This is a genomic window from Neorhizobium galegae (assembly GCF_017877055.1).
GTDB lineage: Bacteria > Pseudomonadota > Alphaproteobacteria > Rhizobiales > Rhizobiaceae > Neorhizobium > Neorhizobium galegae_D.
Window position 1 is genome coordinate 83,078 of the sequence record NZ_JAGIPG010000003.1, and the last position, 26,834, is coordinate 109,911.

19 protein-coding genes are annotated in these 26,834 nt (G+C 62.0%); 14 read left to right on the plus strand and 5 right to left on the minus strand.

Annotation, left to right across the window (positions count from 1 at the left end; translation table 11 throughout):
• Window positions 1-99 precede the first annotated feature (99 nt).
• Genes J2857_RS19665 through iolB form a run of 4 tightly spaced genes read left to right on the plus strand, consistent with a single transcriptional unit; the run spans window position 100 to window position 5,567 of the window.
• Window positions 100-2,028: a bifunctional 5-dehydro-2-deoxygluconokinase/5-dehydro-2-deoxyphosphogluconate aldolase gene (locus tag J2857_RS19665; RefSeq protein WP_210011803.1), complete on the plus strand. Its 1,929-nt coding sequence runs from the start codon at window positions 100-102 to the stop codon at window positions 2,026-2,028.
• Window positions 2,025-3,848, plus strand: a complete 1,824-nt coding sequence (iolD, locus tag J2857_RS19670) for a 3D-(3,5/4)-trihydroxycyclohexane-1,2-dione acylhydrolase (decyclizing) (RefSeq protein ID WP_210011804.1) — start codon at window positions 2,025-2,027, stop codon at window positions 3,846-3,848. Before J2857_RS19665 ends, iolD begins: the two co-directional genes overlap by 4 nt.
• A 1-nt stretch (window position 3,849) precedes the next feature.
• On the plus strand, window positions 3,850-4,761 hold the full coding sequence (gene iolE / locus J2857_RS19675; protein WP_210011805.1) for a myo-inosose-2 dehydratase: 912 nt from the start codon (window positions 3,850-3,852) through the stop codon (window positions 4,759-4,761).
• Complete coding sequence (iolB, locus tag J2857_RS19680) at window positions 4,758-5,567, plus strand: 5-deoxy-glucuronate isomerase (RefSeq protein WP_210011806.1); 810 nt, start codon at window positions 4,758-4,760, stop codon at window positions 5,565-5,567. Before iolE ends, iolB begins: the two co-directional genes overlap by 4 nt.
• Here the strand turns inward: iolB and J2857_RS19685 are convergent.
• Both J2857_RS19685 and J2857_RS19690 read right to left on the minus strand, forming a co-directional pair.
• The gene (locus tag J2857_RS19685) at window positions 5,564-7,087 is read right to left on the minus strand and encodes a sulfatase family protein (RefSeq protein ID WP_210011807.1); all 1,524 of its coding nucleotides are present in this window, start codon (window positions 7,085-7,087) and stop codon (window positions 5,564-5,566) included. The two genes, iolB and J2857_RS19685, sit on opposite strands and share 4 nt — an antisense overlap.
• Window positions 7,088-7,221: 134 nt before the next feature.
• On the minus strand, window positions 7,222-8,172 hold the full coding sequence (locus J2857_RS19690; protein ID WP_210011808.1) for a LysR family transcriptional regulator: 951 nt from the start codon (window positions 8,170-8,172) through the stop codon (window positions 7,222-7,224).
• 169 nt (window positions 8,173-8,341) lie between these two features.
• On the opposite strand from J2857_RS19690, the gene J2857_RS19695 reads away from it, so the two are divergent.
• Genes J2857_RS19695 through J2857_RS19720 form a run of 6 tightly spaced genes read left to right on the plus strand, consistent with a single transcriptional unit; the run spans window position 8,342 to window position 16,811 of the window.
• Entirely contained in the window at window positions 8,342-9,850 is a 1,509-nt protein-coding gene (locus J2857_RS19695) for an ABC transporter substrate-binding protein (RefSeq protein WP_210011809.1), read from the plus strand.
• Window positions 9,851-9,862: 12 nt separating this feature from the next.
• The gene (locus J2857_RS19700) at window positions 9,863-10,804 is read left to right on the plus strand and encodes an ABC transporter permease (protein ID WP_210011810.1); all 942 of its coding nucleotides are present in this window, start codon (window positions 9,863-9,865) and stop codon (window positions 10,802-10,804) included.
• Window positions 10,801-12,564, plus strand: a complete 1,764-nt coding sequence (locus J2857_RS19705) for a dipeptide/oligopeptide/nickel ABC transporter permease/ATP-binding protein (RefSeq protein WP_210011811.1) — start codon at window positions 10,801-10,803, stop codon at window positions 12,562-12,564. Before J2857_RS19700 ends, J2857_RS19705 begins: the two co-directional genes overlap by 4 nt.
• A complete protein-coding gene (locus tag J2857_RS19710; protein WP_210011812.1) occupies window positions 12,561-13,373 on the plus strand; it encodes an ATP-binding cassette domain-containing protein in 813 nt (270 codons plus the stop codon). Before J2857_RS19705 ends, J2857_RS19710 begins: the two co-directional genes overlap by 4 nt.
• Window positions 13,374-13,376: 3 nt before the next feature.
• Complete coding sequence (locus tag J2857_RS19715) at window positions 13,377-15,137, plus strand: sulfatase (RefSeq protein WP_210011813.1); 1,761 nt, start codon at window positions 13,377-13,379, stop codon at window positions 15,135-15,137.
• Between the two features lie 12 nt (window positions 15,138-15,149).
• A complete protein-coding gene (locus tag J2857_RS19720) occupies window positions 15,150-16,811 on the plus strand; it encodes a glycoside hydrolase family 3 protein (RefSeq protein WP_210011814.1) in 1,662 nt (553 codons plus the stop codon).
• A gap of 62 nt (window positions 16,812-16,873) precedes the next feature.
• Here the strand turns inward: J2857_RS19720 and J2857_RS19725 are convergent, their stop codons facing one another.
• Window positions 16,874-17,809: a formylglycine-generating enzyme family protein gene (locus J2857_RS19725; protein ID WP_210011815.1), complete on the minus strand. Its 936-nt coding sequence runs from the start codon at window positions 17,807-17,809 to the stop codon at window positions 16,874-16,876.
• Between the two features lie 520 nt (window positions 17,810-18,329).
• Here J2857_RS19725 and J2857_RS19730 point away from each other — a divergent pair.
• From J2857_RS19730 to J2857_RS19740, 3 genes are read left to right on the plus strand one after another with little or no spacing between them, the layout of a single operon-like run.
• A complete protein-coding gene (locus J2857_RS19730; protein WP_210011816.1) occupies window positions 18,330-19,811 on the plus strand; it encodes a lipopolysaccharide biosynthesis protein in 1,482 nt (493 codons plus the stop codon).
• 41 nt (window positions 19,812-19,852) lie between these two features.
• Window positions 19,853-20,851, plus strand: a complete 999-nt coding sequence (locus J2857_RS19735; protein WP_210011817.1) for a polysaccharide pyruvyl transferase family protein — start codon at window positions 19,853-19,855, stop codon at window positions 20,849-20,851.
• A 31-nt stretch (window positions 20,852-20,882) separates the two neighbouring features.
• Complete coding sequence (locus J2857_RS19740; protein ID WP_210011818.1) at window positions 20,883-21,704, plus strand: galactosyl transferase; 822 nt, start codon at window positions 20,883-20,885, stop codon at window positions 21,702-21,704.
• A 26-nt stretch (window positions 21,705-21,730) separates the two neighbouring features.
• Here the strand turns inward: J2857_RS19740 and J2857_RS19745 are convergent, their stop codons facing one another.
• Window positions 21,731-24,358: an autotransporter outer membrane beta-barrel domain-containing protein gene (locus J2857_RS19745; protein ID WP_245363607.1), complete on the minus strand. Its 2,628-nt coding sequence runs from the start codon at window positions 24,356-24,358 to the stop codon at window positions 21,731-21,733.
• Window positions 24,359-24,647: 289 nt separating this feature from the next.
• Window positions 24,648-25,580: a GlxA family transcriptional regulator gene (locus tag J2857_RS19750; protein WP_210011819.1), complete on the minus strand. Its 933-nt coding sequence runs from the start codon at window positions 25,578-25,580 to the stop codon at window positions 24,648-24,650.
• 95 nt (window positions 25,581-25,675) lie between these two features.
• Here J2857_RS19750 and J2857_RS19755 point away from each other — a divergent pair, with 95 nt between their 5' ends.
• The gene (locus tag J2857_RS19755) at window positions 25,676-26,815 is read left to right on the plus strand and encodes a DJ-1/PfpI family protein (protein WP_210011820.1); all 1,140 of its coding nucleotides are present in this window, start codon (window positions 25,676-25,678) and stop codon (window positions 26,813-26,815) included.
• Window positions 26,816-26,834 lie beyond the last annotated feature (19 nt).

The window sequence follows — 26,834 nt, forward strand, 5'->3', positions numbered from 1 at the left end:
AATTTATAGTCCATTTCTGACTGGGGCGGCCGGGGAGGACCGGCCGGCTCCGGACGGTATCGATGGGCACAAGGCCCGGCCGCCGCAAGGGAGGAAATCTTGGCGTCACTGGATCTCATCACGATCGGCCGTTCGTCCGTTGATCTCTACGGCGTGCAAGTCGGCGGGCGTATGGAGGATATGGCCTCCTTCAACAAATATATCGGCGGCTCGCCGACGAACATCGCTGCGGGTGCGGCCCGGCTCGGGCTGAAATCGGCCCTGATCACCCGCGTCGGCGCGGAGCATATGGGCCGGTTCATTCGCGAGCAACTGATCCGCGAAGAGGTCGACGTGCGGGGCGTCAAGACCGATCCGGAGCGCCTGACGGCGCTCGTTTTGCTCGGCATCCGCGACCAGCACCAGTTTCCGCTGATCTTCTATCGCGAGAACTGCGCCGACATGGCGCTTTGCGAAGACGATATCGATCCCGGCTTTATTGCAGAGGCCGGCTGCGTCTGCGCCACGGGCACCCATCTTTCCCACCCGAACACCGAGGCTGCCGTCTTGAAGGCGCTGCGGCTCGCCCGCGAGAATGGTGCCCGCACGGCCCTCGACATCGACTATCGCCCGAACCTCTGGGGCCTTGCGGGCCATGAGGCAGGCGAAAGCCGCTTCATCGAATCCGGCAAGGTGACTGCCAAGCTGCAATCGAGCCTGCATCTGTTCGACCTGTTGGTCGGGACGGAAGAGGAATTTCATATCGCCGGCGGTTCGACCGACACGCTCGAGGCGCTGAGAGCGGTTCGCTCCGTTTCCAAGGCGACGCTGGTCTGCAAGCGCGGCCCGATGGGCGCCGTCGTTTTCGAAGGCGATATTCCCGACAGCCTCGACAAAGGCCAGACGGGGCAGGGTTTTCCGATCGAGGTCTTCAACGTGCTCGGCGCCGGTGACGGCTTCATGGCAGGCCTGCTGAAGGGCTGGCTCACCGGTGAGGACTGGCCGACGGCGCTGAAATACGCCAACGCCTGCGGCGCCTTCGCCGTCTCGCGCCACGGCTGCACGCCGGCCTATCCGAGCTGGGAAGAGTTGCAATATTTCTTCCGCACCGGCATCCGGGACAAGGCGCTGCGCAAGGACGGCGCGCTGGAGCAGGTTCATTGGTCGACCAACCGGACCGGCGAATGGCCGCAATTGCGGGTCTTCGCCTTCGATCACCGCATGCAGCTCGAAACCATTGCCGATGAGGCCGGCCAGAGTTCGGAGCGGATCGACGAGTTCAAGGCGCTCTGCCTGAAGGCCGCGCTCGACGTTTCGGATGGCAGGCACGGCTACGGCATTCTTTGCGACGGGCGGCTTGGCCGCGAGACGCTTTACAAGGCGACGGGCACGGGGTTGTGGATCGGCCGGCCGGTGGAATGGCCGGGCTCGCGCCCGCTGACCCTGGAGCCAGAACTTGGTCCCGACTTCGGCGGCATCACGGAATGGCCGGTCGAGAACGTTGCCAAGGTTCTCTGCTTCTACCACCCCGATGATCCGGCCGAGATGCGGGAGAAACAGGAAGAGGTGATCCAGCGTCTGTTTGCCGCCACCCGACGCAACCGGCTGGAAATGCTGCTGGAGGTCATCCCCTCGAAGGTCGGACCGGTCAACGATCGGACCGTTGCCGATATCATCGAGCGTTTCTACGAGATCGGCGTCTATCCCGATTGGTGGAAGCTCGAACCGATGAAGAGCAAGGCCGCCTGGGCGAATGCCTGCGCCGCGGTCGAGAAGCACGATCCCTATGTGCGCGGTATCGTCGTGCTCGGGCTCGATGCGCCGATGGCGGAGCTGGAGGAAAGCTTTGCCACCGCGGCGCGCTTCGACCTTGTGAAGGGTTTTGCCGTCGGCCGGACAATTTTTGGCGATGCGGCGCGGCGCTGGTTTGCCGGCGCGATCGGCGACGACGAGGCGGTGGCCGACATGGTGCGTAAATACCGCGAACTCTGCACGGCCTGGGACACGGCACGCGCCAGAGCTGGCAGCGGAGGAGGAAACGGCCAATGACAAGAGTGAGACTGACCGCTGCGCAGGCGATGGTGCGCTATCTCGCAAACCAGATGACGGAGGAGGGCGTGCCCTTCATCGCCGGCGTCTGGGCGATCTTCGGGCACGGCAATGTCGCCGGCATGGGCGAGGCGTTGGCTGGTATCCGGCCGGACCTGCCGACCTATCGCGGCCAGAACGAGCAGTCGATGGCGCATGCGGCGATCGCCTATTCCAAACAGCTGCGCCGCAGCCGGGCGATGGCGGTGACCTCCTCGATCGGACCGGGCGCGCTCAACATGGTGACGGCGGCGGCCTTGGCGCATGTGAACCGCCTGCCGGTGCTTTTCATTCCGGGCGACGTCTTTGCCAATCGCGGTCCGGATCCGGTCCTGCAGCAGATCGAGGATTTCGGCGACGGTCTTGCAAGCGTCAACGACTGCTTTCGGCCGGTCAGCCGCTATTTCGACCGCATCAGCCGGCCGGAACACCTTCTGACCGCGCTGCCGCGCGCCATGCGGACGTTGACGGATCCGGCCGATTGTGGACCGGTGACATTGGCCTTCTGCCAGGACACCCAGGCCGAGGCCTATGATTATCCGGAGAGCTTCTTCGAGCCGAGGACGTGGCATTGGCGTCGGCCACGGCCGGATGAGAACGAGCTTGAGCGTGCGGTCGAGGCGATCAGGGCCGCAAAGAACCCGGTCATCGTCGCTGGCGGCGGCGTGCATTTTTCCGGCGCGACCGGGACGCTCGCGGCATTTGCGAGCCGGCACAATATCCCGGTCGTCGAGACGCAGGCCGGCAAGTCGGTGCTGCCTTGGGACCATGCATCGAATTTCGGCCCGGTCGGCGTGACGGGCGCTTCGAGCGCCAATACCGTTTGCGAAAACGCCGATCTGGTGATTGGCGTCGGCACCCGGTTCCAGGATTTCACCACCGGCTCCTGGGCGCTCTTTAAGAATCCCACGCGCCGTATCCTGTCGCTCAATGTCCAGCCCTATGACAGCGCCAAGCACGAAGCGATCCCGCTCGTCTCGGATGCGAAGGTCGGGCTGGAGCTGATCGGTGCGGCGCTCGGCGATCACCGTTTCCAGACATTGAATGTCGGCCTCAAGGATGACTGGTTCGCCAAGGCGGATGCTGTCACCGCTGCCCCCAAGGACGGCAATCTGCTGCCGACCGACATGCAGGTGATCGGCGCGGTCCAACGGGCCTCGCGCGACAATACCGTCGTCATGTGCGCGGCCGGAACCATGCCGGGTGAGCTGCACCAGCTCTGGAAGGCGGGCAGGCCGCTCTCCTACCACATGGAATACGGCTTTTCCTGCATGGGCTACGAGATCGCCGGCGGGCTCGGCATCAAGATGGCGGAACCGGATCGTGACGTGATCGTCATGGTCGGCGACGGCTCCTACATGATGATGAACTCGGAGCTTGCCACCGCCGTTGCGATGGGCGTCAAGATCACCGTCGTGATCACCGACAACCGCGGCTACGGCTGCATCAACCGGCTGCAGATGGCGACCGGCGGCGAGCAGTTCAACAATCTCTATGCGCACACCAACCAGGCGAACCCGATGCAGATCGATTTCGCAGCCCATGCCGCGGCAATGGGTGCCGATGCCCGCAAGGTCACCTCGATCGCGGACCTGGAAGCGGCATTGAACGGCGCTCGGAAAGCCAAAGTCGCAACCGTGATCGTCATCGACACCGATCCCTACCCGACGCCGGAAGGCGGGGGCTACTGGTGGGACGTCGCGGTGCCGGAGGTTTCGGCCCGCGCCGAAGTCACACAAGCTCGCGCCGCCTACGAAGCGGCACTCAAGGAAAGACGCTGACATGATCCTCTACGGTACCAATCCCATCGCCTGGTCGAACGATGACGACCGCTCGCTCGGCGCCCATATCAGCCTCGACCAGTGCCTCGACGAGACCGCGAAGATCGGTTTCGACGGCATCGAGAAGGGCCACAAGTTTCCGCAGGAGCCGGCAGCGCTCAAGGCGGTGCTGGAGCCGCGCGGGCTGCGCTATGTTTCCGGCTGGCATTCGCTGAACCTGCTCGTCAACTCCGTCGAGGACGAGAAACGAGCTATGCAGCCGGCGCTCGATCTCCTCAAGGCGATGGGTTCGAAAGTCATCATCGTCTGCGAGACGTCGAATGCCATCCACGGCGACGACGGCAAGGCCGTCAACGACCGTCCGAAACTCCCCGACAGCGAGTGGAAATCCTTTGGCGCCGGTGTCGAGGCTCTGGCGGAATTTGCGGCCGGGCAGGGCATCAGCCTCGTCTATCACCACCACATGGGCACGATCGTCGAGAGCGAAGCCGAGATCGACAAGCTGATGGCCCATACCGGCCCGCATGCGAAGCTCCTGCTCGATACCGGCCATTGCCTGTTTGGCGGCGGCGACCCGGAGCGCGCCGCAAAAAACCACATGGCTCGCGTCGGGCATATCCATGCCAAGAACGTGCGGCCTGATATCGCCGCGCAGGTGCGCAACGAAGGCCTTTCCTTTCTCGAAGGCGTCCGCCGCGGCGTCTTCACCGTCCCGGGCGACAAGGAAGGGGGCGTGAGTTTTCCGCCAGTGCTGAAGATCGCCGCCGACCACGGTTATGAAGGCTGGCTGGTGATCGAGGCCGAACAGGACCCGGACGTGCGCAATCCCTTCGAATACCAGAGCATGGGTCTTTCCTCGCTGAAGGCGATGGCGCAAGCCGCCGGCCTCGACAAGGGGAGGAGCAACGCATGACGAACCTGCTGCGCAAGCCGAAAGGCGCATCCGGCAAGGTGCATGACGTGACGCCGAGGGATGCCGGCTGGGGTTATGTCGGATTTGGCCTCTACCGCCTGAAGCCCGGCGAAAGCGCTGCGGAACAGACGGGAGATACGGAAGTCATCCTCGTGCTGGTCGAGGGCAGGGCGGATATCTCCGGAGCAGGCAAGGCTTTCGGCGAGCTCGGCGACCGGACGAACGTCTTCGAGCGCAAGCCGCCGCACTGCGTCTATGTGCCCGCCGGTTCCGACTGGAGCGCCAAGGCGACAACCGAATGCACGCTCGCGGTCTGCACCGCGCCGGCCAAGCCCGGACGCGAAGCGGCGGTGATCGGGCCGGAAGGGCTTTCTCTCAATACCCGCGGCAAGGATGCCAATACCCGCTACATCTTCCCGATCGCCATGGAAGAGCGGGACGTCGCCGACAGCCTGCTGGTCACCGAGGTGTTCACGCCGGCCGGCAACTGGTCCTCCTATCCGCCGCACCGGCATGACGAGGATAATTTCCCCGACATGACCTATCTGGAAGAGACCTACTACCACCGGCTGAACCCGGCGCAGGGGTTCGGCTTCCAGCGGGTGTTCACCGAAGACGGCTCGCTTGACGAGACCATGGCCGTCTCGGACCACGATCTCGTGCTGGTGCCGAAGGGCCATCACCCCTGCGGCGCGCCCTATGGCTACGAGATGTATTATCTGAACGTCATGGCCGGGCCGATCCGCAAATGGCGGTTCAAGAACCACCCGGACCATGACTGGATCTTCAGAAGGGACAATCCCTAAACCCGTCCCCTGGGATGCTCGGCGATGTCGCCGATCTCGGCCATATAGGTGTCGAGCTTATCGAGCATCTCGCGGAAAACTGCCGCATAGCCCGGATCGTCCGCGACGTTCCTCAACTCGTGCGGATCTTCCACGCAGTCGAATAACTCCCATTCCGGCGGCGCGCCGTTCGGTCGGGCACCTGGCTGTCCCAGATCGTCGTTGTACCAGTAGATAAGCTTGTAGCGGGTGTCGCGCACCCCGTAATGCGCCCAGGCGCCGTGAATCGCATCATTGTGCATCCAATAGCGATGGTACACCAATTGCTGCCAGTCTGCCGGTGTCCGTTGCTCCAGCACGGGTCGCATCGACCGCCCCTGCATGAAGGAAGGCGTCCGCACTCCTGCATAATCCAGGAAGGTGGGCGCAAAATCGACATTGCAAGCGAGATCGCTGCTGGTCGTGCCGGCCGGGATCGCCGCCGGGTAACGCGCCAGGAACGGCATCTGCAGACTTTCCTCGTACATGAAACGCTTGTCGAACCAGCCGTGCTCGCCAAGGAAGAAGCCTTGGTCGGAGGTGTAGATCACCAGCGTGTTCTCGGTCAGGCCTTTTTCATCGAGGTAGTCGAGCAGGCGGCCGACATTGTCGTCGATGGATTGAACCGTCCGGAGATAGCGCTTCATATAACGCTGGTATTTGAATTCCGCGAAAGCCTGTGGATCGGTGAAGGCGTAGTTCCGGCCGGTGGACGCGCATACCACGGTGATGCTTTCGCCACTTTTAAGTTCAGGCACGCGGCGAATCGGGATCTGATCCAGCATCAGTTCTCCCGTGACTGTGGCCGGCCCTTCTGGTTGCACGAGCCCGAGATCCTCCCAGTTGAGGTCGGACCGGACGCGCATGCGCGCGGCGGCCGCCGCCGCTGCCCGGCCGGAATAATCGTCGTTGAACGTCGACGGCAGCGGAAGGTCCTCTTCCGCCCAGAGATGATTGTGTTTGTGGTCGGGAACGAAATTACGATGAGGCGCCTTGTGGTGGCACATCAGAAAGAACGGGCGGCCGTCGCCTTGTTCGATGAAATCGATCGATTTGTCGGTAATGATATCGGTGACATAACCCGGAATTCGCTGCCGGCCATCGCGATCAATGAAGGCCGGGTCCCAATAGTCGCCCTGCCCAGGAACGACGGCCCAGTCATCGAACCCCTTCGGCTCGTGGAGGGGACCTTCGCCGAGATGCCATTTGCCGAAGATGCCGGTGCGGTAGCCTGCCGCCTTCAAAAGCTTGGCCACGTTGGGGATACGATTGTTCATGTGCGTCACCAGTGTCGTGACGCCATTGACGTGGTTGTGCGTGCCGGTCAGGATCGCGGCCCTCGACGGCGTGCAGATCGAATTCGTCACATAGGTCGCGTCATGTCTCACACCCTCCTTTGCGAGGCGATCGAGATTGGGGGTGTGGTTGAGACCTGCGCCGTAGGCGGAGATCGCCCGCGCAGCATGGTCATCCGACATGATGAAAATGATATTCGGTCGCAAGTATTCCTCCCTCGCATGCGGGTGGCAGGAATACGTATGATCGCAACCATTGAACCCACCGCCTTGGTCAAGGATACCGCGTCAGGCCATGCGGAAATAATGCAATTTCAGAAGCAAGCGATGCTGGAAACTGATCACTGCTGATCGCTTGACCCGGTCTCCGGTGGGTTTTCGAGATGAAACCGCTCCTTGCAGAGTGCGATCAGCTGGCGCACCGGAGCCCAGTCGCTCAGTTCTTCGCGATAGATCACTCCCGTCCGCGCATGCCTGTAATTGAGGTTGACCGGCACCGGGACGATGCGCGGCGAGGAGGTCGCAAGAACGGCCGCATCGGGCAGCAGGCAGAGGCAATCACTCCGCTGAAGAATGGACAATGTCGAATGCAAGCTCTCGCAGCTCAACCGAATGTCGGGCTCCCGCCCCAGCCGCTCGAAAAGACCGTGCTGCGTGGTTGCTTGATAAATCGGAAGCTCGGAATGGACGAGCCAGGGATAATCGAGCAGGCGCTCAGGCGGAACGGCTCCTGCCGCATCGCGTGCGGCGAAGATCGGATGATCCTCGCGCGCCATGACATTGTTGATCACTTTCGTCAGCGCAAGTGCGACGAGGCGAAAGTCCTGCGGATCATCGATTGTCACGCCCGTGAACAAGATGTCGAGGCGCCCCTCCAGGAGATCGGTGAGCGAGGTCGCATAACGGCTGTTTCTGAGTTCGAACACGATCTTGGGGAACCGTCGCTGCATGTCGACGAGCAGCTCTGGCAGGATTGCCGGACGCCACATCGGTCCGGCGCCGATCCGCAGATAGGCCTTGCCTATTGCCCTGTCGGACATGAGCTCCTGCTCGGCCACTTCCCAGTGACGCATCATCCGCAACGATTCCGACAATACCCTCTCGCCGAAAAGCGTCGGACGAACGCCGCGTGCATGCCGCTCCAGAAGCGGTCGCCCGAAATGTGCTTCCAACTGGGCGAGAGATCGAGACAAGGCAGGCTGCGTGAGATTCAGCCGCTCGGCGGCACGACGGAGACTGCCTTCCTCCACGATCGCTTGAAGACGGAAGAGGTGGGTGATCTGATCCAGCATGGCAGTGATAAGCTTCGTTTATCGGTCACGCCGTTAATTGCATTTTTCGTGCATTGCCTCAACTGGTATGGCTACGGAACGCCAAGAATGTGTATTTGGCAGTATCTTATTCGCTACATGCAGCCTGTCTGGCCGGGGAGTGGGCAGTCAGGCTCTCGGGGAGGAGAGCATGCGAAACCGATTGATTTTGTCCGCCTTGATGGCGGTTTTTTTATCCATGCCGCCGGTCGCCCAGGCAGAGGTCGGGAACAGTCCCGAGACGCTTGCGATCGCCGGCATTCTGGATAATGACACCTTCGACCGCGCCGGCCTTTCCATCGGCCATCGCGCCCAATACTGGATGCCGGTCTTCGACACGCTGCTCTACACTGCCCCGGACGGCAAGACGATGCCGAACCTGGCCACCGAATGGCGCTTCAACGGCGATGGCACGGAGCTGACGCTCAAGTTGCGAGAAGGCGTCAAATTCACCGACGGTACACCATTCAACGCGGAGGCGGTGAAGGCAAACCTCGAATATCTGCGCGATGGCGTCGGGCAGAACACCTGGATGGCTGGCGCCATCAAGAATGTCGAGATCGTAAGCCCGGCCGAGGTGAAGCTGTACCTCAAGGAGCCAGATCCGGGCATGCTCTTCAATCTGGCGACCGTCGGCGGCGCGATGGCGAGCCCCGCGACGCTCGGCAAGGCTGATTCCAAAATGCTCCCGATCGGCTCCGGGCCTTACATCTACGACACGGCGCGCTCGGTGACTGGGCGGCAATACGTCTACAAGCGCAATCCGGATTATTGGAATGCCGGCGCCTTTCCGTTCGAAACCATGACGATCGCGCCGATCAACGATCTCAGCGCGCGGATGAATGCGCTGAAATCCGGCCAGGTGGACGCCGCCGCGGGCGAAGGGCAGGTCGTCACCGAGGCCGAGGCGAGCAAGCTGACGGTTTCCAGATTGCCCGTGGACTGGCTGGGTCTGTTTCTCTCCGACCGCGACGGCAAGATGGTGAAGGCACTGTCCGACGTCCGCGTCCGGCGCGCGCTCAATATGGCATTCGACGAAAAAGCGATCCTGAAATTCGTCGCCCGGGGTTATGGCGAAGTCACGGATCAGCCTTTCGTTCCGCCAAGCGAGGCATTTGATCCATCGCTCGACGGAACCTATCAATATGACCCGAAGGCGGCCCGGGCCCTGCTTGCCGAAGCGGGTTATCCAAACGGCTTCAGCGTCACGATGCCGGATATCGGCACGCTTGCTCCCTATACGCCGATCATCACCCAGCAGCTCAAGGATATCGGCGTCACCGTCAGCTGGGTGAAAGTTCCGCCGAATGTCACGATCGCCGAGCTGCTGTCTGGTAAATACCCGATGTTCCTCTTCCGTCTGGGCAGCCAGTCGCCCTGGGCCGATTTCAACAAATTCGCCTTCGCAAACTCCCCCTGGAATACCTCCAAGGCAAAGGACGAAAAGCTGGAGGCTCTCCTGAAGAAAGCCCAGTACACGCCTCCAGGCAAGGAGCAGAATGCCGCGATGCAGGCCGCCAATCGATACATGGTCGAGAATGCCTTCTTTGCGCCCTGGTTCCGCATCGACAGCATCTACATTTCCAGCGCGCAGGTGAAGGTCCAGATGCAGGCGCAGAACATCGTGCCCTGGCCGCGCAATTATGCGCCTGCAAAGTGAGTTCGGACGCCGATGATACGGTATCTTCTGAAACGGGTCACTTCCGGCATCGCGCTGCTTTGCCTGGTTTCGACCGTAACCTTCATGATGGTTTTCGGCGCCACGGGCAATGTCGCCCGCAACATTCTCGGTGAGAACGCGACGGCCGACCAGGTGACGGCGCTGAACAGCCGGCTAGGGCTCGACCGGCCGCTGATGGTCCAATTCGGGGATTGGGTGAGCCATGCCGTCCGCGGCGACCTCGGCCCGTCATGGACGATGAGCGAAAGCGTGGCGTCGGCACTTGCAAGCCGGCTGCCCGTCACCCTGTCGATGGTGACGATCGCGGTGGCGATGATGGCGCTCCTTTCGGCGATGCTCGGCATTGCTGCGGCTGTCCGTGGTGGCTGGGCGGACCGTGCCATCCAGGTCGTCAGCGTCGCGGGTTTTGCCATGCCGAACTTCTGGCTCGGCCTGCTGCTGGTCCTCACCTTCTCGGTCAAGCTCGGGTTGTTGCCTGCGACCGGTTATGTTTCGTTCAGTGCTTCACCGTCCGCATGGGCGGCTTCCCTGGTGCTTCCCGTAACGTCGCTGGTGCTTTCGGGAATAGCCTCGGCCTCCCAGCAGATCCGGGGCGCAGTTATTGATGCGCTCAAGCAGGACTACGTGCGCACACTTCGCGCCCGCGGCGTCAGCCCCCGTTCGGTGCTCTATCGCCACGCTCTGCGCAATGCGATGCCGGCGGCTCTGACTGTCCTTTCGGTACAGTTCATTGCCCTTCTCGGCGGCGCCGCCGTCATCGAGCGCGTATTCGCCATTCCCGGCATGGGCTCGTTGACGGTCTCGGCCGCGCTGATTGGCGACGTGCCCGTGCTCATGGGCGTGGTCGTGACCCTCATCATCGTGGTCGTTCTGGTGAACATCCTGATCGACTTCCTCAACGCATGGGCAAATCCGAAGGTGAGGATGTCATGAGCGATATCGACACCGCCCAGGCGCCAATCCCTGCCGCTTCGCAGCGCCGCCATTTCGTCCGCTCGGTGCTCACCAATCCGACGGGTCTTGTCGCTTCGCTGGCGCTGCTGATCGTCATCGCATCGGCGCTCTTCGCTCCTCTGCTTGCCCCCAACGATCCGTCCGCCGTTCAGATATTCAAGGTCAATGCTGTCGCCGGCGACGGTTATCTCCTCGGCGGCGACGGTTCGGGACGCGACATATGGAGCCGTCTCGTCCATGGCGGCCGCAACACATTCCTCGGCGCGCTGATCACGGTGGTCATCGCCGCATCCATCGGGGTGACGGCGGGGCTCTTCGCCGGCTTTTACGGCAGGAAGCTCGATCTGGTGGCCCGCTGGATCGCCGACGGTATCATGGCACTGCCGGCGCTGATCGTTTTGCTCGCCTTCTATCAGGCGCTCGGGGCCTCGATCTACCTGTCGATGGCGGTCTTCGGGGTCATGCTGTCGCCGGGCTTTTTCCGGCTGACGCGCAATCTCGTCAACGGTGTCAAGCACGAACTCTATATCGACGCCGCACGGGTGTCGGGGCTTAGTGATCTACGGATCATCACCCGCCATATCCTGCTTTCGGTGCGGGCGCCGATGGTGATCCAGACCTCCATCGTCGCCGGCATCGCCATTGTCGTCCAGTCCGGCCTCGAGTTCCTGGGTTTGGGCGACCCCAGCACGCCGACCTGGGGCGGCATGCTGCAGGACGCCTTCTCCAACATCTATGTCTCGCCGCAGGCGATCCTCTGGCCGGGGCTGGCAATCACGGCAACGGTGGCGTCGCTGGTGTTGCTTGCGAACGCCATCCGCGACCGCATGCAGCAGGGCGGCGCGCAGGTAAGAGCCCCGAAGGCCCTTCCCCTGGCGGTGAGCGAACCGCTGCCGCAAGCCGCACCCGACTTGCTCCTCGACGTGCGGGATCTGGTCGTTGCCTATCCTGCGAACGACGGCTGGCGCGAAGTCGTCAAGGGCGTGAGCCTCAGCCTCAGGCGCGGCGAAGTTCTCGGGCTCGTCGGCGAAAGCGGATCGGGCAAGAGCCAGACGGCCTTTGCCATCCTCGGGCTTTTGTCGCCCGGAGGCCGGGTTCTCTCCGGCTCCATCCTGTTCGACGGCATCGATCTCGGAAAATCCTCCGAGGATGAGGTCCGGGCTCTTCGCGGCAAGCGCATAGCCTATGTTCCCCAGGAGCCGATGGCCAATCTCGATCCGGCGTTCCGGATCGGATTCCAGCTCGTCGAGCCGATGATGACGGTCCTCGGGATTTCGCGGGCGGAAGCGACGCGGCGGGCGCTGAAACTGCTTGCCCGCGTGAAGCTGCCGGATCCGGAGCGGGTATTTCGCGCCTATCCGCACGAGATCTCGGGGGGCATGGCCCAGCGCGTCCTCATTGCCGGTGCGGTTGCCTGCAGCCCGGACCTTCTGATCGCCGACGAACCCACCACCGCGCTCGACGTAACCGTGCAGGCGGAAGTCCTCGATCTTCTGCGCGATCTGCAAAAGGAGTTCAACATGGCGGTCATGCTGGTGACCCACAATTTCGGTGTCGTGGCGGACAGCTGCGATCGGGTGGCCGTCATGAAGGATGGCAGGATCGTGGAGATCAACGCGGTGGCTGACCTCTTCGCCGCGCCGGCGCATGACTACACCCGCATGCTTCTCGATTCCGTTCTCGAAGATGGAGAGACTCGCACATATCGACCGCCGGTGACGGAAGGAATGCGGGCATGAACAATCAGATCCTTGTTGATTGCCGCAACGTCAACGTCCATTTCGGCGCCCACCATGTCCTGAAACACGTCAATCTCACCATCCGCCCCGGTGAAACCGTAGGCTTGGTGGGCGAGAGCGGTTCGGGCAAGACGACGCTCGGGCGCGCCATTCTCGGCATCGGCCCGGTCAGCTCCGGCGAGATATGGTTCGACGGCGAGAATATCGCCGGGGTACCGCCCCGCGCGCGCAAAGGCCAGGCGGCCATCCAGGCGGTCTTCCAGGATCCCTACAGCTCGCTCAATCCGTCGATGACGATCGAGGACATCCTGACGGAACCGATTGTTGCACGAAGGCTCGCCTCGCGTGCCGATGCTTCCCGACAGGTCCGAAAGCTGCTCGATCAGGTCGCTCTGCCAAGCGACGCGGCAGAACGGTTTGCCCGCGAATTTTCCGGCGGCCAGCGCCAGCGTATCGCCATTGCCCGCGCGCTGGCGCTCTCTCCGCGCCTTATCGTCTGCGACGAGCCTGTCTCCGCACTCGATCTTTCCACCCAATCGCGGGTCATGGACCTGTTCATCGAAATCCAGGAACGGACGGGTGTCGCCTATCTCTTCGTTTCCCACGATCTGGCTGCGGTGCGCCACATCTCGCATCGTGTCGCGGTGATGCGTTTCGGCGAAATCGTGGAATTCGGAGAATGCGATCAGGTGACGGCTCGCCCCGCTCACGACTACACGAAGCGCCTGCTTCTCGCCGCCCCCGTTGCCGATCCCGCAAGGCAGGCCGAACGGCGCGCCGCGTTTCGCGCGCTAGAAATGACGGCCTAAGCCATGCGCGCCATTGTCCTGATGTTCGACAGCCTCAACCGCCGCCTTCTGCCGCCCTATGGCGACACGACCGCCCATGCACCCAATTTCGTGCGGCTTGCTGACAAGACTGCTACGTTCGACCGCTGTTATGCCGGTTCGATGCCCTGCATGCCGGCGCGGCGCGAAATGCATACCGGCCGGTACAACTTTCTCCACCGGTCCTGGTCGCCGATCGAGCCTTTCGATGACAGCGTGCCGGAATTGCTGAGAAACGCCGGCATCTACACGCATCTGGTCACCGATCATCAGCACTATTGGGAGGATGGCGGAGCCACCTATCACACGCGCTTTTCTTCGCACGAGTTTTTTCGCGGCCAGGAAGGCGACCTTTGGAAAGGCTTCGTCGAAGGTGTGGATCGCACGCGCCTCGTCGACTTCCTCTACCAGATGCGGCGGCAGGATCCCATCAACCGGACCCATCTCAAGGACGAGCGTGACCATCCGCAGACCCGGACCTTCGATGCCGGATTGCAATTCATAAAAGACAACGCCGGCCAGGACGACTGGATGCTGCAGATCGAAACCTTCGATCCGCACGAGCCGTTTTTCAGCTATGCCGAATATCATGCGCTCTACCCCGATACCGGCGAGGATTTCGACTGGCCGCCCTATGACCGCGTGACCGAGGCGGAAGAACGGGTCCTCCAGGCGCGGCACCGCTATCTGGCGCTGCTTTCGATGTGCGACCGCAATCTTGGCCGGCTGCTTGACATGATGGACGACAAGAACCTGTGGGACGATACGATGCTGATCGTCTGCACGGACCATGGCTATATGCTCGGCGAAAGGGGCTGGTGGGGTAAATCCGTCATGCCGTGGTACGACGAGACGATCCACACTCCCTTCTTCGTCTGGGATCCGCGGGCCAGGGTTGCCGGCGAGCGGCGCTCCGCGCTCGTCCAGACCATAGACATAGCGCCGACGCTGCTCGACCTTTTCGGTCTCCAACCGACGCCCGATATGCAGGGAAAACCGCTTCTCGATACGGTCAGAAGGGACGCCCCGGTCCGCACTGCCGGACTATTCGGGAATTTCGGGGGGCACGTGTGTGTCACCGACGGCCGTTATGTTTATATGCGCTGCTGCGCAACCGAGGACAATTCGCCGCTCCATGAATATACGCTGATGCCGACCCACATGCGCGCGCGCTTCTCTTCGGACGAACTGTCGAAGGCGGAGCTCGCGCAGCCTTTTTCCTTTACCAAAGGGGCTCCTGTCCTGCGCATACCGGGATGGACGATCCGGGGACCCTGGGTCTTCGGGACCCTGCTCTACGATCTTGAGACGGATCCCGAACAGAAAAAACCGCTCAGAGACGATAGGATTGAATTGCGTATGGCCGGGCTGCTGGTCGAACTATTGCGTGCCTCCGATGCGCCCTCCGATCAGTTCAAGCGGCTGGGCCTTCCGGAAACGGGGCCGGTGGGGACCGAACACCTGCTCATCGAAAGACAATGGGCACAGGTGGTTTCCGGCCAGCGGAGCGTGGCGCAAGCGAGCGATTTCGCACAAGGGGCTCGTGTGGCGAATATTCCCATTGCCGAGCTCATGGCCGACGAAACGACGCGCCGCATCCTGATCGCGGAGGTTCCTCGCCTTGCCGACAAACCGCTGCCCGCCCCACTCGCCGCAAAAACGCTCGTGCAGGCCGCAACAGCCTGGCCGGAACTGGACCGGGAAAAGCTAGAGGCGCTTGAGCGCGCGTTCACCGAGCAGGTTTGAACGGAGGGATCGATGCCATCGACACTGGATCATCTGACGAAAGCACCCTTCAATCTCGATCGCGAAGCCCTCGACTGGGTGACCCGGACGTTTCAGTCTCTGGACGATACCGCCCGTACAGCCCAGCTTTTCAATCTCAATTCGCGCGGTGACGACCGCGAGACGGAGATTATCCGCCTCGGCGAACTGCAACCGGGCGGCATCACCCGCTATTTCGGCGCCGATGGTAACAGGGAACGCGAGCACATGGCCGCGATCCAGGCCAAGGCCAAAGTGCCTTTGCTCGTTTCCGCCGATCTCGAAGGCTCCCGCATGAGCCTCCCCTTCGGCACGGCCGTCCCCAATCCGCTGGCACTGGCAGCCGTCGATGATGTCGAGCTGACCGAGGCGATTTCCGACCTGATGGCGCGCGAAGCCCGTTCCGTCGGGATCAACTGGTCCTTCACGCCGGTGCTGGATATCAACGCGGCCTTTCGCAGCCCGATCGTCGCTACCCGGGGATATGGCTCGGATCCGGCGCGGATCGAACGTCACGCACTGGCGCAGATGCGTGTCTTCCAGCGGCTCGGCCTTGCCGCGACCGTGAAACACTGGCCGGGCGAAGGATATGACGAACGCGACCAGCATCTCGTCACCACGATCAATCCGCTGTCGATGGAAGAATGGCGCGCCACCTTCGGCCCGCTCTATAAGGCCGCCATCGACCAAGGGGTCAAGTCCGTCATGTCGGCGCATATCGCGCTGCCGGCCTATGTCTTGGAACGCGATCCCGATGCCGGCGAAGAAGCCTATCTGCCGGCCTCAGTCTCTGCTCCGCTCAATATCGCGCTCCTGCGCGGCGAGCTCGGGTTCAACGGCCTTATCGTCTCAGACGCAAGCGAGATGGCAGGTCTCTCCGGCGTGATGCCGGCGCACGACGCGAAGATCGAGATCATTGCGGGTGGCTGCGACATGGTCCTTTTCTCCTCCAGGCCGGAGGCTGAAATTGCTGCGGTGCGTGACGCCGTCCATTCCGGGCGCATTCCGGCAGAACGTTTCCACGATGCGGTCACACGCGTCCTCGCCCTCAAGGCTTCGCTCGGCCTGCATCGCACCGTCGAGATGCCGGTCCATGCCGGTGCGGCTCCCGCCCAAAAACTCGCTCACGAAGCTTTCGCTCGCGCCCCGACTCTGGTGAAGGACAGGAACGGCACGCTGCCGCTCGATCCCGAAAAGCATCGCCGCATCCTTGTCGTTTCCGGCGGGATCGTCGAGCCGATGCCGAATGCGAGGCTGGATTTCAAGCTGCCGGAAATGCTGGCTGCCGAGGGTTTCGAGGTGACCCTCAATCCCTACGGCACGCCGCTCGATGCGGACGGGCACGATCTTGTCCTCTATCTGTTCGGCGAAGAGGCCCTTCTGACGCGCGGGCGCATCTTTCTCGATTGGCGGGCACTTCACGGGGATTTCAGAGCGGCCATGAAACGGCCGTGGACGAGCCTGCCGACCGTGATGATTTCCTTCGGTTTTCCCTATTATCTCTACGACGCCCCCCGGGTGCCGACCTATATAAACGCCTATTCCACCCATGAGGCGATGCAGGCCGCCGTGGTGGAGGCGTTGATGGGGCGTAGGCCGTGGAACCGGAAGAGCCCTATTGATCCCTTTGCCGGAGCGTTTGACGCGCGATTCTGATCGCGCTGCGGAAGATGCCGGATGAGACGAATGCGGGACCGCGCCTTCTTCAAAGGCGGCGATCATGTCCCGGCGTCATAGGCAACCCTGAAACCCGTATTGCTCGAGGCGCTATCCGGGGAGAGACCCATCCGCGCTGCGATCCGGTACCGATAGCAGTAACTTTTGTGGCAGAGGAACGAACCGCCCTTCAGCACCTTGTCGGAAAAGCGCTTCGCCTGTTCATTCCGCGCCTTTGCCTGTTTCGAGAGTGAGCGCACCTTGAAAGGGTCGGCGGTCCACTCCCAGACATTGCCGGCGAGATTGTAGAAGCCGGCCTCATTCGGAGCGAAGCTGCGTACCGGCGCAGTGCCGAAATATCCGTCCTGGAGCGTGTTGGTGTCGGGGAAGCGGCCCTGCCAGATATTGCAGAAGATCGCCTCGTCGGTCGGCTCCTCCTCACCCCAGGGATACCGCCGGCGGCGGTTTCCGCCGCGCGCGGCATGCTCCCATTCCGCTTCCGTCGGCAGGCGCCCGCCGACCCATTGCGCGAATGCGAGCGCATCGTTCCAGGAAACGTGGGTGACCGGATGGTCAAGCCGATCGTCGATGGAACTGTCCCGACCTTCCGGCTGCCGCCACGTGGCATCATCGATGCGCGTCCACCAGGGGGTGCCGACGACGCCGCCCGTCGCAAGGCTGATGTCGCCGAGCAGCGGCGCGAACACGGCGGAGGAGCCGAAGCGTTCCGATTCCGTCACATACCCGGTCGCGTCGACGAATGCGGCAAACCTGCCGATCGTGACCGTCTCGGCCTCGAGCTGATAATCCTGCAGCGAGACCTTGCGCTCCGGCCCCTCGCCATCGGCGGAGATAACCGGATCATGCGTTCCGACGAACGTGTCGCCACCCTTGACGGCAATCGTTTGCCCACGGATGCCGCGAGAGATCGTGTTTGCGGATGTGTCGAATATTCCCTGCCCCGTTTCCCGTCTCGATCCTGAACAGCATCCACTCATCGCATTTTCCCGATAGGCCTTTATTCCTTCTACGGACTCGGACGGCAGCCTCATCGTCCTCATCGACGGCTTCGCCTTGATAATCTATTAACGCCCGATCGCGGGAATGCCAAAAGCAATCGGACGACGAGGGCTGGAAACGCGGTCATCTTCTCGACGTTGTGCACCTGCTCTTCGCAGTTGCGAACGGCACCACAAAACCAACATCATTTCCGGCCAACTAGGTCGTCGACGGTCTGCAGCCTTGGCCAAGGCTGCCGGATCGCGCCGTCGGACGAGACGATCGACTCCTTCGGTCACTTGGGAATCCGCGCGAGGCTGCTAGGGGAAAATTGCATGGAGAGATCGATGACCGAAGTGTCCAGCAGATAGGCCGTCCCATTTTAATGCGGCAAGGAAATCTCACGCACCATTGGCGCGGAACCTGCGGCTTGAAAAGGAGCCGGAACTCCGGGAAAGAGGGTAGCTACGGAATGATGTCGCTCACGTACGATCGGTATTTGTCGCGAAGAGGTCGGTCATGAGTATCGCTGACCGCCTGGTAACCGGAAGTCTCTGGGTCTCCTTCTCAAGGATCATCGTCAATGGATTGTCGACCCTCAGCACCATTATCCTGGCCTGGTATCTCCTGCCGTCGGATTTCGGCCTCGTAGCGCTTGCGACCACGATGCTCGCCATCGTGACGACGATAACCGAGCTTTCGTTGAACGAAGCGCTTATCCGTCATGAGGCTCCGGGAGAATCCCATTTCAGCGCCGCATGGACACTGGCTGCGACCCGCGGCCTGATATTGTGCGCTTTGTTCGCCGCGTTCGCCTATCCGGCGTCCCTCATCTATGACGAGCCGCGCCTTTTCGGCGTCCTCCTTGTCCTGAGCCTCAGCCTCCTCATCAACGGGTTCGCAAATCCACGAAGGATCATGCTCCAGCGGGAGCTGATTTTCTGGCAGGAGTTCGTACTGAACGTTGCCCAGAAGATTGCCGGATTCGTGGCAACCGTCGCCATCGCCGTCATCTATCAAACCTATTGGGCGCTCGTGGTCGGGACATTGGTGATGCAGGTCACCAATGTCGTGGCGTCCTATTTCATCCTGCCGTTCCGGCCCCGGGTCACCTTCTCCCATATGCGCGAATTCTTTTCGTTTTCGATCTGGATTACCGCCGGGCAGATCGTCAACACGCTCAACTGGCGTTTCGACTACCTGCTCATCGGCAAGCTGCTGACCGGCTCCGCCCTTGGATATTATTCGCTGGGAGGTCAGCTCGCGATGACGCCCACGCGCGAGGCGACCGCGCCGCTGACCGCCACCATCTATCCCGCTTTTGCCAATGTCCGCCACGATCCCGCGCGTCTCGCCGCAGCCTATCAGCGAACGCAGGCATTGCTGACGGCGGTCGCTTTGCCCGCCGGCATCGGGATGGCGGTCATCGCAGATCCCCTGGTCAGGCTCGTGCTTGGCGAAAAGTGGCTTCCGGTGATTTTCATCATCCAGGCGCTGGCCTCCGTTTATGCGCTGCAGACATTGGGATCTCTCAATCAGCCCCTCGGCATGGCGCTGGGGCAAACCCGGACCCTGTTCATCCGCGACGCGCAGATGCTTCTCGTCCGGATCCCGGTGATTACGATCGGCCTGGTGTTCTGGGGGCTTCCGGGATTGATATTCAGCCGTGTGCTCACCGGCCTTTTCAGCGCTTTCGTGAACATGGTCATCGTGAAGCGCTTCATAAGCGTTTCGGTCTCCGCGCAGCTATGGGCAAATTTCAGAGCACTTGCCAGCTCGGCCGTCATGGCTGCCGGCGTCTCGCTTGCCGATCGCTCCATGGGAGTCGAGACCACACATACCGGGCTGGTCCTACAACTTGCCGCCCTTATCTGCCTTGGAGGCGTTCTCTATTGCGGCACCAGTATCTTTCTCTGGCTGGTTATGGATCGCCCAAACGGTCCGGAGACTGAAGTCAGAAAGATCGCCGCCAAGGTATTGTCCAAAGTCAGTCACGCCTGATCGCGGGGCTTGTTCTTCTAAACTTTTGAAAGAGAGGCATAATGTCAGGTGCTCAGCAATCCGAACTTATCACCAAGCTTCAGGACAGGACCCACGATTGCCTTAAGGAGTTCATCCGGCCTGATGAACCGATAGCGATACTGGACTTTCCCGACATCAGGAATTGCGGAGATTCCGCGATCTGGCTGGGAGAGATGGCCTATTTGCAGCAGCGGTACGCAAAGCGGCCTTCCTACGTTTGCACGACCGATGATTTCTCACCGGATGAACTCAAGAGCTCTGCCCCGAACGGCCCGATCTTCATCCATGGGGGCGGCAATTTCGGCGATATATGGGTATTTCATCAGGATTTCCGGGAGCGCGTGATGGAGCTGTTTCCCGACCGGCAGATCGTCCAGTTTCCGCAGTCGATTCACTACAAGTCCGCAGAACGGCTGGAGCAAAGCAAGCGCGCGATCGGCAAGCACAGGAACTTCGTGCTCCTGGTGCGCGACGAGGAGTCGTTTCAGTTCGCCAAGGAAAATTTCGATTGCCAGGTCTATCTCTGCCCGGACATGGCCTTCTGCATCGGCAAGATAGAGCCCGCCGCGCCGGAGTTTCCGGTCCTCGCAATGCTCCGCCAGGACAAGGAACAGGTTGGAACGGTCGACTTTTCCGCCTATCCTGACATCCCGAAGGAGGACTGGATTACCGAGAGCCGATCGAAGGTGCGCGTCGCAAAAGCGCTTGGGGCTGCCTCTGCGCTGCTGCATCTCACCCCTTCCGAAATGCGGCTGCGGAAGCTGGATGCTGCGGCCAACAACCGCTTCCAGCGCGGCATAGGGCAGATTTCCCGCGGAAAGGCGATCGTGACCGACCGTCTGCATGTGCATATCTGCTCGCTTCTCATCGGACGCAGCCATGCCGTGCTCGACAATAACTACGGAAAGATCCGCCGATTCATGAACGCCTTTTCGGGAGGCACCGATCTCTCCTACAAGGCGACCTCGCTCGACGACGGCATCAGATGGGCAAGAGAACAGGCGGGTGTCGCGGCATGACGCTGCCTGAGATCAACGACCGGAGGCTGGTATGAGTGTTGTGACCTTCATCATCCCTGTCCGGCATCAGGACAACGCGCGCGACTGGAGCATCCTGAAGCGAAACCTGACGCAGACCGTGGCATCCATCGCGAACCAGACCAATCCCGACTGGCGGGGAGTGATCGTCGCCAACAGGGGTGCCGATCTTCCTGCCCTGCCGGAGAAGTTCTCGGTGGCATGGGTGGACTTTCCGCCGAACGACATCCACGAACGGGGCGATGCGACGGAAGAGGATTTTCTCGATTCCTTCCGCGCCGACAAAGGCCGCCGCGTGCTTGCGGGCATGCTGGCGGCCCGTGATTGCCGCTTCTTCATGATCGTCGACGATGACGATTTTGTCAGCGCCCGAATTACCGAATATGCCGCCCGGCACCCGGACGGGAACGGCTGGACGATCGACAAGGGCTATATCTGGGACGACGGCGGCAGCATTCTGTTGTGCCGCGACCAGTTCAACCATTATTGCGGAACGTCGCTGATCATTCGTTCGGACCTCTACGGACTGCCGTCAAAGGCGGAAGACGTTTCCCTTCCATGGATCAAGGACATGCTTGGCAGCCATGTTCGCATAGAATCGATTTTGGCTGAACGCGGTACGCCCTTGAATGCCCTGCCGTTCCGGGGTGCGGTCTACCGTGTCGCCCACAAGGGATCGCACAGCAAGGCGCCCAGCCTGATCCATATGTATTTCCTGAACAGGAACGTTCTCAAGCGGCCTGTCCGGGTTCTCAAGAATCTGACGAAGCTCCGACCGCTGTCGGCCGGATACAGGAAAGAGTTTTTCGGGCTTGCCGCCGGAAAGACGGAGTAGATATCGCGGCGTCGGCACCGATCACATTACCACTTCACGCTGAACCCGACTTTGGCGCCGATGCTGTTGCTGCCGCCGAAGTCCTTGAGGCTGGTGCGAGCGAAGGCTTCCCCGTGGACTGCATACCGGTCGTCGGACCAGCTGAGCGAGCCGCCCAGGCTGAGGCCGCCCCAGAGCGGCTGGTTGTCGCTGACGACCTTGATCCCGGAGACATCGACATTCGAGCCGTCGAGGAAGTCGTAATAGAGATTGGCGATGCCGTAGAATTTCGAGCGGCTGATCCTTCCCGCCGCGTCCTTCCAGTCGCTATCATAATCGGCCGAGACGCCGAGGCGGCCGGTCAGGCTGTCGGCATCGTCCAGCGATACGGCGGTGCCATAGGCGTCGGTGAAGTCGTCGAACCGAACGGAGGAATAGGCCAGCTGCGCCTGCGGTGTCAGCGACCACTGGCGCGTCAGCGCGATCTTCTGTCCGGCTTCGACGCTCAGGCCATAACCGAAGCCGTCATTGCCGTCGGCAAGTGTGGATTGGAGCGTCCCGGAGTTGAGATTGCTGTCATACCAGGTGACGGCGGCCTGAGTATCGACGTAGAAGCCGCTATTGCCATACCAGGTCAAGGTGCCGTCGAAGCCATAGCCGGTCGTATCGATGCTGCCCTTGCCAAAGCGCGAGGAGATATCCGCGGAGGCCGTGTCGAAGTGAAAACTGAGGCCGCCGACCAGCGCGCCGCTCCTGCCTTCATGCAGCATGCCGTCGATCCCCGCCTGCATCGTCCAGGTGTCCAGATCGTATTCGGTGCCGGTTGTCGACGTTCTCGGATTGAGATGCGCATGCGTGCTGTCGATGCGGGTCCAGATCGCCTTGGTGGGGTCGTTCTCCGCTTGTCCGTTGTCGATCGCCCGTCCGCTGCTGCGCTGGCGCAAGGTGCCGAATTCGTTGAGCGTCTGCAGCACGCCGGCATAGGTCTCGTAGAGAGGAACGCTCGGCGCATAGACCATACCGATCCCTACACCTGCCGGATTGAGCAGGGTCGAACGCAGATACCAGTCACCGTCGGCAGGCGTGCTGACGCCGCCCTGGTAGAGCCGATAGGCGTAGGCTCCGCCGACCACGGCCTGATCGCCCTCGAATACATAGTCGCCGAGCAGCGAAAAGGTGCCGGCGGACGTGCCCCCGACATCGACGATCTTGATGCCTTCGACGGTCTGCCCTCCGCCTCCACCGAGATTGGTGACCGTGACATTGGTCGTGCCTGCGGTATTGCCCGTCACCACGAGCCGGTCGGTCGGCGAGGTATCGCCGCCGAGCACGGTTTCGATCGCCAGCGTGCCGCCGGTGCCGGTATAGTTGCCGGCGATCGTCAGCGTGCCGATCGAATTGCCGGGCGCGATCGTGCCGCCGCTGGTCGTCGTTCCCACCTGGCCGATGCCTTGCAAAACGCCAGCGGCGCGAACGTCCATGGTTCCGCCAACGGTTCCATTCACGGCAAGCGTGCCGTCATAGATTGTCCAGTTGGTGGCGGCGGTATCCGTGCCGGTCAGCGTCCATTTGCTGCTGCCGGTCTTTTCGAACACATCGAAGTTCCGGTACTGCGCGGCGACGCCGATCGCAGAGATGTCGAAGCTGTCATTACCGGCACCGCCGAGGCGCAGCGTGTCGGTGGTGGGCGCGACGCCGGCGACGACGTTGCCTACGATTACGGAACCGGCCTGAAGTTCGAGCGTCAGCGTACCTGTCGTCGCCGCGACTGACCGGGTTATGGCGTCCGCCTGACCCCCACCGGCACGGATCGTGCCGCTGTTGACGATGTCGAGATTGACGATCGCGCTGCCGGACGAGATGCCTGCCCCGCCGGTTCCGCCTTCGATCGTGCCGGTGTTGACAATCTGGTTTGCCTGGACGCGTACCAGCACGCCGGAGCTGTTCAATGAGCCCGCCGTACCTGTTCCGCCACGGATCGTCCCATTGTTCACCAGCGAGCCTGCGTTGCCCGGTCCGCTATAATTGACGCCCGCGCCTCCGGTCGCGCCCTGACCACCTTCAATGAGACCATTGTTGATCAGAATGGAGTTGCGCGTCATGTCCACCCCGACACCTCCGGCGCCTCCGCCGCGACCTTCCCCGCCGTGGATGGTGCCATTATTGACGACGTTCGTGAATAGGAGCCGCGCACCTGCGCCGCCTGCACCGCCTGCGCCACCACCGGCACCACCGGTAATCGAACCGTTGTTGACGATCGAAGAGCGGTTAATCGTCGACCTTGTATAGAGACCGAAACCGCCCGCTGTCGTGCCCGCACCATCACCGCCTACGAACGTACCCGCGACAGTTACAGTGTTTCCACCGGTATGATCAAATGAAAGGGGTGCGTTGTTGGTGGCACCGGTGATCGTAAAACCCTGAGTATCTATGGCAATCGGCTTCGAGGGTGTCGGGAAGATGGTACTTGTCGACGTCGAGAAGCTGCTCGTCAGCACGATCGTTGCGCTGGCGTCGCCACTGGCATTCGCCGCGGTGATGGCATTGCTCAGTTCGGTTTCGTTGCTGACCATATAGGTCGCGGCTGAAACTGAAGTCGCGAGCGAACAGCCGAAGCTTAGTGCCGCCAGGCAGATGCCGGAAAGAAGCTTCTGCTTCCTTGTGCTGCGAAACATAGCACCCGCCTTAGGTAAATGTTTTGAAGATTAATTAGAAAGGCAACATATTGGAATCGATACCTTTCTCGCGATTAAAATTGACGAATGTTAAGAAAGCATGATCACCCGGACAAAACGGTCGGAGGTGAAGGAAGGGCGGCGCCGAGGGGGCGCCCGGGATCGTGCCATCCGTTGCGGTGTCTGGCCAGAGTTGCCGGTGCTTCCTGAAGGACGATCTTCCCGGCGTCTCGGCCATCGGAGGGGGTCCGGCGTCCTGAGTTCCCGACCGAATGGCCCCGCCCGAGCGCTATCTGTACCCACGCCTGAGCGCTTGCGGCGGCTGTCCCAAGCTTCTCAGGAACGCCCGCCGCATTCGCCCGGCGTCGCCGAAGCCGGCGGCCTCGGCAATATGTTCGAGCGGCGCATGGCTGGTCTCGACCGCCATCCGCGCCGTTTCGAGCCGCAGGCGCTCCACGGCCTTGGCCGGTGTCGTGCCGGTTTCGGCAGCAAACGCCCTGGCAAAGTTGCGCGGGCTCATCGCCGCCTGGTCCGCGAGGCGTTCCACGGTCAGCCGCTCGGCCAGATGTTCGCGCATCCAGTCGATCAGCGCCAGGAACCTGCCCGTGTGCCCTCCGAGATCGACAAGCGCTGAAAACTGCGACTGGCCACCGGGCCGGCGCTGATGAACGACGAGCTGCTGTGCCGTCCTGCGCGCGATGTCCGGCCCCAGATCTTCCTCGATAAGCGCAAGCGCCAGGTCGATACCGGCGGAAATGCCGGCCGAGGTCCAGACGTGGCCGTCCTGGACATAGATGCGGTCGGCGTGCATTTCTATCTTGGGGTAGCGGCGGGAAAAGTCGTGCGAGCTGTTCCAGTGGGTGGTGGCGCGGCGCCCGTCGAGCAGCCCGGCTTCGGCGAGCAGATAGGCCCCGGAACAAACGCTCGTCACGCGCCTTGCGCTCGTGCGTTTCAGCCATTCGAGAATTTCGTGCACCGCCGCCATGGAGCGGATGATCTCGCCGCCCGAGATCATCACCGTGTCGAACGGCCCATCCGCAAGCGGGGCAGCCGACAGTTTGAGGCCTGACGAGCTCTCGATCTCGCCGCCGCCCGGTGCCATCAGCACCAGGTCATAACTGCCCGGCCGGAATCGCTCCGCCATCTCGAAAGCCGACGTCGGCCCGGCCGTATCGAGAAGCTGGAAACCTGGATGCACCACAAGAGCAATTGAACGAACCATGGCAGTTTTTGCCCGATTAATGTCATTTCAGTCAGACAATAGCAGGGGTAACTTTCCCTGCAAACAGAGGCAACCGATCGATCGGGCGAACTATCATGACGTGGCGGTTTGTTCTTGGAGGCGGGCTGGGGCTTGCCGCGGTCTTCCTGGTGGTCGCCGGGGGCTGGATAGTCTCTCTGCCATCCGGGTCGTCGGGCGGCGAAACCAGACCTATCCCCGGCGAGGAGACACGCGCCACCGTCGAGGCCTTGAAGCCGCCCAAACGCGTCCGCCCTGTGATCGCCATCGTCGGCATCAATGACGGGACGGAGATCACCGACTACCTGATGCCCTATGGTGTCCTGCGCCGTGCCGATGTGGCGGACGTGGTGGCATTGGCGACGCAGCCCGGGCCGATGGTGCTCTATCCGGCGTTGAAGGTCGAACCGCAGGCGACGATCGCGGATTTCGACAGGCAGCATCCGGAAGGCGCCGATTACGTCATCGTCCCGGCCATGGTGCGCGAGGATGATCCGGCAGCGCTGCGCTGGATCAGCAACCAGGCGGAAAAAGGAGCGATGATCATCGGCGTCTGCGTCGGCGCCAAGGTAGTGGCGGCCGCCGGCCTTCTCGACGGCCGGAAAGCCACGACCCACTGGTATTCGCTGGCTGCCATGCTGAAGGAACATCCGAGTATCCGCCATGTCGCCGACCGCCGCTTCCTCGTCGACGGTCGCGTCGCGACGACGACGGGCATCAGCGCGTCCATGCCGATGTCGCTCACCTTGATCGAGGCAATTGCGGGGCGGCGGAAAGCCGAGGCTGTCGCGGCCGATCTGGGCGTCGCGAATTGGGATGCGCAACACGACAGCGGCGCCTTCAGGTTCACGCGGCCTTTCGCATTGACGGCGATCGGCAATTCGCTCGCCTTCTGGAGCCGGGAAACGTTCCGCATCGAGCTTTCGCAAGGCGTGGACGAAGTGTCGCTCGCTCTCGTCGCGGATGCCTGGTCGCGTACCTACCGCTCGCGGGTGATGACCTTCGCAGCCGGCGCGGATGCCGTGGAGAGCCGCGGCGGCATCCGCATCGTTCCCGACGAAGTGATCGCAAGCGCATCGACGATGCGCGTGCCCGGAGCGCCGCTTGCCCGCAAACCGGCGGAAGCGCTGGATGAGACGCTCAAGGCCATCGCTGACCGCTATCGGGAAGACACGGCCGATTTCGTGGCCATGCAGCTCGAATACAGGAGACGGTGACGCCGCAATGGATGGTCGC

Bases quoted from the DNA above. Each gene is read 5' to 3' on its own strand.
- J2857_RS19725 (WP_210011815.1), bottom strand. From the start codon at position 17,809: ATGAGTGGATGCTGTTCAGGATCGAGACGGGAAACGGGGCAGGGAATA.
- J2857_RS19715 (WP_210011813.1), top strand. From the start codon at position 13,377: ATGCGCGCCATTGTCCTGATGTTCGACAGCCTCAACCGCCGCCTTCTG.
- J2857_RS19695 (WP_210011809.1), top strand. From the start codon at position 8,342: ATGCGAAACCGATTGATTTTGTCCGCCTTGATGGCGGTTTTTTTATCC.
- J2857_RS19710 (WP_210011812.1), top strand. From the start codon at position 12,561: ATGAACAATCAGATCCTTGTTGATTGCCGCAACGTCAACGTCCATTTC.
- J2857_RS19700 (WP_210011810.1), top strand. From the start codon at position 9,863: ATGATACGGTATCTTCTGAAACGGGTCACTTCCGGCATCGCGCTGCTT.
- J2857_RS19705 (WP_210011811.1), top strand. From the start codon at position 10,801: ATGAGCGATATCGACACCGCCCAGGCGCCAATCCCTGCCGCTTCGCAG.
- iolE (WP_210011805.1), top strand. From the start codon at position 3,850: ATGATCCTCTACGGTACCAATCCCATCGCCTGGTCGAACGATGACGAC.
- iolD (WP_210011804.1), top strand. From the start codon at position 2,025: ATGACAAGAGTGAGACTGACCGCTGCGCAGGCGATGGTGCGCTATCTC.
- J2857_RS19740 (WP_210011818.1), top strand. From the start codon at position 20,883: ATGAGTGTTGTGACCTTCATCATCCCTGTCCGGCATCAGGACAACGCG.
- J2857_RS19720 (WP_210011814.1), top strand. From the start codon at position 15,150: ATGCCATCGACACTGGATCATCTGACGAAAGCACCCTTCAATCTCGAT.
- J2857_RS19735 (WP_210011817.1), top strand. From the start codon at position 19,853: ATGTCAGGTGCTCAGCAATCCGAACTTATCACCAAGCTTCAGGACAGG.
- J2857_RS19755 (WP_210011820.1), top strand. From the start codon at position 25,676: ATGACGTGGCGGTTTGTTCTTGGAGGCGGGCTGGGGCTTGCCGCGGTC.
- J2857_RS19690 (WP_210011808.1), bottom strand. From the start codon at position 8,172: ATGCTGGATCAGATCACCCACCTCTTCCGTCTTCAAGCGATCGTGGAG.
- iolB (WP_210011806.1), top strand. From the start codon at position 4,758: ATGACGAACCTGCTGCGCAAGCCGAAAGGCGCATCCGGCAAGGTGCAT.
- J2857_RS19730 (WP_210011816.1), top strand. From the start codon at position 18,330: ATGAGTATCGCTGACCGCCTGGTAACCGGAAGTCTCTGGGTCTCCTTC.
- J2857_RS19745 (WP_245363607.1), bottom strand. From the start codon at position 24,358: ATGTTTCGCAGCACAAGGAAGCAGAAGCTTCTTTCCGGCATCTGCCTG.
- J2857_RS19750 (WP_210011819.1), bottom strand. From the start codon at position 25,580: ATGGTTCGTTCAATTGCTCTTGTGGTGCATCCAGGTTTCCAGCTTCTC.